Annotated in this window: 7 protein-coding genes and 1 tRNA gene; 5 read left to right on the top strand and 3 right to left on the bottom strand. The window is 36.5% G+C overall.

Features of this window, described 5'->3' with window-relative positions:
• Positions 1-202 precede the first annotated feature (202 nt).
• Positions 203-1,612: a DHA2 family efflux MFS transporter permease subunit gene (locus tag HUK49_RS10080; protein ID WP_191913623.1), complete on the bottom strand. Its 1,410-nt coding sequence runs from the start codon at positions 1,610-1,612 to the stop codon at positions 203-205.
• A gap of 80 nt (positions 1,613-1,692) precedes the next feature.
• Between HUK49_RS10080 and HUK49_RS10075 the strand changes: the two genes are divergently transcribed.
• On the top strand, positions 1,693-2,217 hold the full coding sequence (locus HUK49_RS10075) for a nucleoside 2-deoxyribosyltransferase (protein WP_102169298.1): 525 nt from the start codon (positions 1,693-1,695) through the stop codon (positions 2,215-2,217).
• A gap of 99 nt (positions 2,218-2,316) precedes the next feature.
• On the opposite strand, the gene HUK49_RS10070 is transcribed toward HUK49_RS10075, so the two are convergent.
• On the bottom strand, positions 2,317-3,129 hold the full coding sequence (locus tag HUK49_RS10070; protein WP_191913622.1) for an HAD-IIB family hydrolase: 813 nt from the start codon (positions 3,127-3,129) through the stop codon (positions 2,317-2,319).
• A 92-nt stretch (positions 3,130-3,221) separates the two neighbouring features.
• Between HUK49_RS10070 and HUK49_RS10065 the strand changes: the two genes are divergently transcribed.
• A tRNA-Arg gene (locus HUK49_RS10065) sits at positions 3,222-3,293 on the top strand.
• Between the two features lie 247 nt (positions 3,294-3,540).
• On the opposite strand, the gene HUK49_RS10060 is transcribed toward HUK49_RS10065, so the two are convergent.
• Positions 3,541-4,440, bottom strand: a complete 900-nt coding sequence (locus HUK49_RS10060; protein WP_191913621.1) for an Abi family protein — start codon at positions 4,438-4,440, stop codon at positions 3,541-3,543.
• A gap of 179 nt (positions 4,441-4,619) precedes the next feature.
• Between HUK49_RS10060 and msrB the strand changes: the two genes are divergently transcribed.
• The 3 genes from msrB to HUK49_RS10045 all read left to right on the top strand — a co-directional run bounded on the left by msrB (position 4,620) and on the right by HUK49_RS10045 (position 6,909).
• Positions 4,620-5,057: a peptide-methionine (R)-S-oxide reductase MsrB gene (gene msrB, locus HUK49_RS10055; protein WP_148444625.1), complete on the top strand. Its 438-nt coding sequence runs from the start codon at positions 4,620-4,622 to the stop codon at positions 5,055-5,057.
• 44 nt (positions 5,058-5,101) lie between these two features.
• The gene (locus HUK49_RS10050; protein ID WP_235981130.1) at positions 5,102-6,043 is read left to right on the top strand and encodes a 3-hydroxyacyl-CoA dehydrogenase family protein; all 942 of its coding nucleotides are present in this window, start codon (positions 5,102-5,104) and stop codon (positions 6,041-6,043) included.
• Between the two features lie 272 nt (positions 6,044-6,315).
• Positions 6,316-6,909 (top strand): site-specific integrase, encoded by a 594-nt coding sequence (locus HUK49_RS10045; protein ID WP_191913619.1) that lies wholly within the window; start codon positions 6,316-6,318, stop codon positions 6,907-6,909.
• The last annotated feature ends 143 nt before the right edge of the window (positions 6,910-7,052 follow it).

Raw genomic sequence — 7,052 nt, 5'->3', positions numbered from 1 at the left:
ATTACTGGAAAATCATATCGAATGAAAGATTATCAAGAACACACAAAGACACAAAAGTAAATCGGTGAAAAACGACATTTTTAAACCGGTGAAATCCTACATTTTAAAATCGGTGTTGACACCAACTCCTTATAGTTAATAGGCGGTTGGTCTTATTATCAGCATTTTGCCAAGAAATTGCAACCGATAGCTAATTAGATAGCTAATTAATATCTTGCGTTTTCTTAGCGCGGTCTTGAAGCCTAAAGGAAAGAATTAAGGCAATCACAACTAAGACAAGGGTAAAGTAAATTCCATAGTGGAACCCATTAGTAAATTTAAGAGCTGCAGTACCAGTAACATTCTTTTGCCCAAATTCGAGGAAACTAGTTGCCAATGCACCAACAATTTGCTGGAGAGTGTTAAGAATTGTACTTCCATCTGCTGATTCAAGACCATTGAGGGAGTTTAGCGAACTAGTCTGCGCGGGGGACATTGCTAATGGACAACCAATCATTAAGATCACATGAGCCATAATGATATAACCAACCGATGAATGATTTGAAGTACTTGCAAACATAATAGTTCCGATTAGTGCAATAACTAAGCCAATCATTACTGGTTTTTTAGCGCCAATATTATCGTAAAGTCGACCGGCTAGTGCAGATGTAATAGCATTGATCACTCCTCCGGGAAGCATAATCATACCAGTAAGAGCAACCGGAATCAACAAACCATTTTGTAGGTAGTTTGGTAATAAGTACATTGCTGAAAGGATGATCCCAAAATCGAGCATCACTAACAGAGCTCCTGTCCTAAAGGCCGGAATTTTAAATAACCTTAGATTAAGAATTGGTTCTGTTAAGTGGAGTTGGCGGTGAATATAAAATCCTAAAACAATTACTCCAACCACTAATGCCGAGAGAACGGGAACTGATAGCCAGCCATCACGACTAGAGAGACTAGCACTAATGACTAGCCCAGAAAAACCAACTGCGGATTCAATAATTGAAAGCCAGTCGACATGTGGTTTACTAACGTTATTAACGTTATCTAATGAAGTTATTGCAAAAATTAGCGCTAAGACTAAGAACGGGATAAATAGCCAGAAGATCCAGCGCCAAGAAAGTTTAGCAAGAATTAGTCCGGTAAGTGTTGGCCCAATCGCTGGTGCAAACATAATTACTAGTGCACAGATTCCCAATACAGCCCCAAGCTTTTGGGGTGGAAAGATTTGCATTGCGACGGCGAACATTAGTGGAAGAATCAACCCGGTTCCAATCCCTTGTACCATTCGACCGATTAACACTCCTGGAAAACTGCTTGCACAAGCGGAGATAACCGCCCCAATGATAAAGCTTAGTAAACCAAAGATAATGATCTGACGAGTAGTAAACCATTTTGAAATTAGGCTTGATAAGGGAAGAATAATTCCAATAACAAGCATGTACCCGGTAACTAACCACTGAATAGTTGCCATATTGACACGTAAGGACAACATTAGTTTGGGAAGCGCAATGTTAAGTGAGGTTTCACTTAACATTCCCACAAAAGCTCCTAATAACATTGCTACCATTGCTAGTTTAGGATGCGCAAGCTGCTTTCGTGCAGTATTATTTTGAGTATTATCCATTATATTTCTTCACTCCTTTACTCAACGATTGATTAGTCTACCAGATTTAAATTTTTTTCGTAAGCACTTTTTTCATTCGTATGCTAAAATATGATCTGATTGTTTTAATTAGAGGAGGAAATTTCGTGGGTCAAAAGACAAAGACTGTTTACTTTTGCGCCGGTTGGTTTACAGATAATCAAAACAAGGCTTATAAGAATGCAATGGCAGCAATTAAGGAAAATCCAACGGTTGATGTAGAAAACTCATACGTTCCATTAGAGCACCAATATAAGGGATTAAGGGTTGATGAACACCCTGAGCTGCTAGAAGACCGTGAATGGGCAACAGCTACTTATAATGGTGATCGAGTTGGTGTTTCAACTAGTGACTTATTATTAGCCGTTTATATCCCTAAGGAAGAAGATGTTGGAATGGGGGTCGAACTAGGGATGGCCTCTGCACTTGGCAAGCACATTCTGGTTGTTATTCCGGATGAAGATTGGGGAAAACCAATTAATTTAATGAGTTGGGGAATTGCCGACCAATTTATTAAGATGTCTGAATTAGCGTCTTTTGATTTCAACAAACCATCCTTTAACTTCTATGATGGAGCTGTTTACTAATTTAATTGAGTAAAGACAAAAAGAACCGGTGTCTACCGTTTAAGATTGGTAAGGCATTGGTTCTTTTTTACTTAAGTTTACATAATATATTTTCAATCGTTAACTTAAAAATTGATTTTCAATTTCATAAAGTAAACCATCATGATTATTATCTCGTTGGGTAATCTGGTCAGCAACTCGTTTTAAATCGGGGGTAGCGTTTTTCATTGCAAAACCGATACCACTTTCTTGGATCATTTCAAGATCATTACTAGTATCACCAAATGCAGTTACGTCAGCAAGACTTCTACCAGGAAAGTGACTAATTAGTTCCTTTAGTCCAGCTGCCTTGTTCACCCCATATGGTAAAATATCGATCCCGTAAGCACCGCTATAAGTAGCCTGAACCATCTTAGGAAAAGCGTTGTTAATGGATTGGATCACCTTTTCAATTATTGATAATTGTGGGCGGCTTTTAAACCAATTTAAGTTGACGTTATATATCGGTTCGTTAACCTGTTCAAGTGACGAGAAATATTGATGATGAGGGTAGAATGGGACGGAAACATCCTTGAATTTGTTGCCAATAAAGGTATTTGAAGCTCCCGAAAGCGAAAAGAGATCCGGATGATAATCTTGCTGAATAAGAAACTTAATTAAATCTTTTAATAGTGGTTGTGGATGAACATGACTAATTACATCTTGATTATTAATAACTATTCGACCACCATTTTCGGCAACGAATGTATTTACTGGGCATCTCTGGAAAATTGCTTGAACCGCATCATAGCTATTTCCTGTCGCAACAATTAGAAGAATCCCCTTATTGAAGAGTTCTTGATAATCACGGTTAAAGCGTTGACGATCAAAATAATCATTGTCGTCATATAATGTTCCATCAATATCAATCGCGATAAATTTTTGTGGTAGCATGGCGTTCTCCCTTTTATTAGAGATTAAATTCTCTAATTTATTAATTACTACTTACTATTTTACTAGAAAAGGATTAAAATAAACTATGTAAGGCGCCCTTAGTGTAATGGATAGCACATGAGATTTCGGTCCTCATGATCCGAGTTCGACTCTCGGGGGGCGCATTATTGATAAATCATGAAAAGTCTATAATCGTCTAAATATCAGCGGTTGTAGGCTTTTTGTTTTCTTAAGTAATTTTCAAAAAGCACCCAAAAATGTGAATTCTGCACACATGTGTGCAGAATTATAGTTTATTTAAGCAAAAAGAGTCGATCATTTATTTGATCGACTCTTTTCATAAATACCTGACTTTGGCGCAAGGCCTCCATCAGTTAACGGTCTTACCGTTAATTCAATACATATATAATACTATTTTATATTTAAGTGGTCAATCATTTGCGTAAGTATTGTGAAAAAGGTGTTCAGCTTAGTATTGTCAGCGTACCACTCTTTGTGACGGTGAAATCGTTTAATAAGCCTTTTTCCTTGTCTGATACGGTGTTCGCTCATTTTTTTACTTTCGATAATCTTGTGTAAGTAAAATAGCGAAATTAAATCATTTACTTTCAAATCTTGTAAATATCCATTTGAAACACCCATTAATCTTGCTGCAGCTTTTACTGGATCAGAAGGGTGGGGTAAAAACTCTTTTGATGAAAATAAATTTAGTAGAAGTGGATTGCTGTGCGCACAAGCATTTCTAATATGCTTACTATATTTTAGATGATTATAAATCGGTCTAATACGTTTATAGTGTGTTTTCTCATAATAGAAATTTACGAAACGTAATAAAGTACCAAATGTGATTATTTCCATGAATACCCAAACAGGTACGGTGGCTTGATACTTATTAAACATATCTTTTTCATATCGGTTGTTCTTAAAAGTTTTAATTGCTCTATTGTAGTATTGTGGAAATTTATTTTTAAATTCCTTAACAATAGTATATCCATCTTCTTTGGGATCGTTTGCTATTTGGTGAAGTAAAATTACTTTAATACCATGTTCGATATCCAAAGATAGATCAAGTAGGTAATCTCTAAGCTGCATATCAATGGATGCTAAGTCGGTTAAGTATGCAAAGTCCAAATTAATATATTTTTTATCAGAATTTTTTGGAAAATTTACCCTATAAGAGGCAAGTTTAAAATAATAATTTACATTGTCTAGCATATATCGTGCGTCTTTAGTAGTTGTAATTTCAAACTTAATCCCTTTTTCTTGCATATGCTTAACGAGTTGCGCACTGTTTAACATTGGCTTATCCATTGGTGATATTACCTCACTTTTGTATTAATTAGTTTTTTAACGTCGATCATTTTGTTAGGCATAAGACGTAAATTGAATATATTTTTCAATAGAATAAAAGCATTTTTCTCGACATTAATCTATTAAGTATGTTTATCTTATAAGTATAAGACAAACATGGCTTATGGGGGTGTAATCTCATGAATCAAGAGCAGAAAAAAGAAGCATTAGCAAAATTAACGCCAACACAATACGCGGTTACACAAGAAGCAGCAACGGAGCGACCTTTTACGGGAAAGTATGATCATTTTGACCAACCCGGAATTTACGTAGATGTTGTCAGTGGTGAACCCTTGTTTTCTTCCTTAGATAAATATGATGCAGGATGTGGCTGGCCATCTTTCACACAGCCAATTAAGAGTCGGGCAGTTAAAGAAAAACGTGATCAGTCATTTGGAATGGAAAGAACTGAAGTCCGTAGCAAGGATGGTGATTCTCATTTAGGACATGTCTTCACTGATGGTCCACAAGATCGCGGAGGCTTACGATATTGCATCAATTCTGCCGCGTTACGGTTTATCCCGGTTGACCAATTAGCTGCTCAAGGATATGGTGAATATCAATCACTTTTCCAATAATATATATTATAATTATAATAGTAATATTAAGGAGTGTGATGACGATGGAATTAACCGGAATTAAAGAGATTGCTAATATTGGTGCTGGAACAATGGGTCACGCGATCGCCCTCCAATTTGCAATGAATGGTTATAATGTTAAAGTTTATGATCGTCAGCAAACGGGACTTCAGCGTGGTGAAGAGCTGATTCGTCATGATCTGAAAACTTTTGTGGATGCTGGAATGATCACTGAAAAGCCAGAAGAAATTTTAAACCGGCTAACCTATACAACTGATCTTACTGCTGCTTGTCAAAATGCAGATTTTGTAATTGAATCAATTATTGAGAATGAGGAAATTAAGAAGTCAGTTTGGACGGAAATTGAGAAGATTGTTAAAGAGTCAGCAATTTTGGCAACTAACACTTCGGGATTAAGCCCAACAGCTTTACAAAGTGTCCTTCAGCATCCAGAACGGTTTGTCGTTGCCCATTTTTGGAATCCTGCACAGTTAATGCCGTTAGTTGAAGTTGTTCCTGGTAAAAAGACGAATCAAGAAACGGTTGATGTTACCGTTAAGCTCATGAATAAGATCGGTAAACATGCTGTACCGCTTAAGAAGGAGGCACTCGGTTTTGTCGGTAACCGAATTCAGCTAGCAGTTTTGCGGGAAGCCTTCCATATTATCGATAAAGGCATTGCTAGCCCAGAGGCAGTTGATGATATTGTTAAATATAGTCTCGGTCGTCGTTGGAATCTAGTTGGGCCAGTCGCCAGTGCAGATCTAGGCGGGCTGGATGTTTTTAAGAATATTAGTTCATACTTATATGCAGATTTAGCTAACGAAACCGGAACTGATCCAGCGCTCGCTAAAAAAGTTTCCCAAAATGAATTAGGATTAAAGACGGGAAAGGGCTTCTTTGATTGGCAAGGGGATGCTGGTAAGAAAATCGTTGAACAACGGGACCAAGCACTCCTTGATCAGCTTAAGGACGATCAAAAATAATTATTGAAATAAAATTAGCTCTCAGAACGAATCAAATGGACAACTACATGTCTAACTGATTTTCATTGCGTCTGAGAGCTAATTTTGCTTTTAAAAGAAATTATCCCTAAATTTTGACTTAGATTTAAATTATTCTCAGCAGCGAAGTGTTATTTGTATATAATAACACTTCGTAAATGTTGATATGATAGGATCACGTTTTAAATAAAATAACAGATGTGTTATTATTGTGAATAACAAAATAATAACATTACCAGTATTAGGTGGGGAAAATGAAACAATTAGTACTACCAATTAAGGATTCAAACATTCTTTCCGAAGTTCAAGACACACTCCTTCACAATTTTAAGGCTGGGCGACGAAACTATACCATCTTTCAAGTTGGTAAAGCGACATTGTTGCGAGTGAGTGATGTTTTACGCTTAAAGCAATCAGATGTCTTTGAAGAAAATGGCTTGTTGCGTGAACATGCTTTTATTAAAGATAAGAAAACCGATAAACAGAATACCTTGTATTTACGACCGGTTAACCAAGATCTATTAATGTATCAGCAATGGCTTAAAAAGATGCATTTTGAGGGAACTACCGAATGGTTATTTCCTTCAATCACACGACCCACTAAACATATTGATGAACGCCAATTCTATAATGTTATGCACGAAGTTGGCGAGTTGTTAGATATTAATTATCTTGGAACACATACGATGCGTAAAACAGGTGCTTACCGAGTTTACGTTCAGAGTAACTATAATATTGGTTTGGTGATGAGTCTGCTAAATCATTCCAGCGAGGCCATGACACTAAAGTATCTTGGCCTTGATCAAACCAGTCGAGAACAAATGCTAAATAAGATTGATTTTGGTTAGTTTACATAATATTTTATCTATTGGGCAGATTGCAAGAAATAACTTGAACGAATTTAGTGACGTAGATTAAGCAAGAAGATCTCGATTGGTGTATGCCAATTAAGACATTTAAGTGGCCGTGAATTCAGATACCAATTGATTTG

Source organism: Limosilactobacillus portuensis, from assembly GCF_014838735.1.
In the GTDB taxonomy this organism is placed as follows: Bacteria; Bacillota; Bacilli; order Lactobacillales; family Lactobacillaceae; genus Limosilactobacillus; species Limosilactobacillus portuensis.
Note: the sequence above shows the minus strand (reverse complement) of the source record. Positions and strands in the feature narration are given on the sequence as shown.

What these genes read in the sequence shown, in the direction of transcription:
- HUK49_RS10080 (WP_191913623.1), bottom strand. Translation starts at nt 1,612, where the DNA reads ATGGATAATACTCAAAATAATACTGCACGAAAGCAGCTTGCGCATCCT.
- HUK49_RS10075 (WP_102169298.1), top strand. Translation starts at nt 1,693, where the DNA reads ATGCTAAAATATGATCTGATTGTTTTAATTAGAGGAGGAAATTTCGTG.
- HUK49_RS10070 (WP_191913622.1), bottom strand. Translation starts at nt 3,129, where the DNA reads ATGCTACCACAAAAATTTATCGCGATTGATATTGATGGAACATTATAT.
- HUK49_RS10060 (WP_191913621.1), bottom strand. Translation starts at nt 4,440, where the DNA reads ATGGATAAGCCAATGTTAAACAGTGCGCAACTCGTTAAGCATATGCAA.
- msrB (WP_148444625.1), top strand. Translation starts at nt 4,620, where the DNA reads ATGAATCAAGAGCAGAAAAAAGAAGCATTAGCAAAATTAACGCCAACA.
- HUK49_RS10050 (WP_235981130.1), top strand. Translation starts at nt 5,102, where the DNA reads ATGGAATTAACCGGAATTAAAGAGATTGCTAATATTGGTGCTGGAACA.
- HUK49_RS10045 (WP_191913619.1), top strand. Translation starts at nt 6,316, where the DNA reads ATGAAACAATTAGTACTACCAATTAAGGATTCAAACATTCTTTCCGAA.